Origin of the sequence: Streptomyces massasporeus (assembly GCF_014648995.1) — a bacterium.
In the GTDB taxonomy this organism is placed as follows: domain Bacteria; phylum Actinomycetota; class Actinomycetes; order Streptomycetales; family Streptomycetaceae; genus Streptomyces; species Streptomyces massasporeus.
Map to the genome: position 1 here is coordinate 1 of NZ_BMSE01000064.1, position 1,116 is coordinate 1,116.

General features: G+C 43.0%; 1 protein-coding gene. It reads left to right on the forward strand.

Annotated elements, in window-relative coordinates:
* The coding region (locus tag IE153_RS43015) for a ribulose-bisphosphate carboxylase large subunit (RefSeq protein ID WP_189594802.1) at positions 1 to 1,035 on the forward strand (1,035 nt) is incomplete at its 5' end.
* Positions 1,036 to 1,116 lie beyond the last annotated feature (81 nt).

Sequence of the window (1,116 nt, forward strand, 5' to 3'; positions counted from 1 at the left end):
GAGGATCTGCGAATCCCTACTGCTTATGTTAAAACTTTCCAAGGCCCGCCTCATGGCATCCAGGTTGAAAGAGATAAATTGAACAAGTATGGTCGCCCCCTATTAGGATGTACTATTAAACCTAAATTGGGGTTATCCGCTAAGAACTACGGTAGAGCAGTTTATGAATGTCTACGTGGCGGGCTTGATTTTACCAAAGATGATGAGAATGTGAACTCCCAACCATTTATGCGCTGGAGAGACCGTTTCTTATTTTGTGCCGAAGCAATTTATAAATCACAGGCTGAAACAGGTGAAATCAAAGGGCATTACTTGAATGCTACTGCAGGTACATGTGAAGAAATGATCAAAAGGGCCGTGTGTGCTAGAGAATTGGGAGTTCCTATCGTAATGCACGACTACTTAACAGGTGGGTTCACTGCAAATACTAGCTTGGCTCATTATTGCCGAGATAATGGTCTACTTCTTCACATCCATCGCGCAATGCACGCAGTTATTGATAGACAGAAGAATCATGGTATGCACTTTCGTGTACTAGCTAAAGCTTTACGTATGTCTGGTGGAGATCATATTCACGCTGGTACAGTAGTAGGTAAACTTGAAGGAGAAAGGGACATAACTTTGGGCTTTGTTGATTTACTACGTGATGATTTTATTGAAAAAGATCGAAGCCGTGGTATTTATTTCACTCAAGATTGGGTTTCTATGCCAGGTGTTCTGCCCGTAGCTTCGGGGGGTATTCACGTTTGGCATATGCCTGCTTTGACCGAGATCTTTGGAGATGATTCCGTACTACAATTCGGTGGAGGAACTTTAGGACACCCTTGGGGAAATGCACCGGGTGCCGTAGCTAATCGAGTAGCTTTAGAAGCATGTGTACAAGCTCGTAATGAGGGACGTGACCTTGCCCGCGAGGGTAATGAAATTATCCGCGAGGCTAGCAAATGGAGTCCTGAACTAGCTGCTGCTTGTGAAGTATGGAAGGCGATCAAATTTGAATTCGACGCAGTGGATAAATTAGATAAACCAGCTTGATAAATCAAATTTGAATTCGAAGCAATGGATACTTTGTAATCCAGTAATTACTGTCGGTTTGTTGAATTGCAATTAAACTCG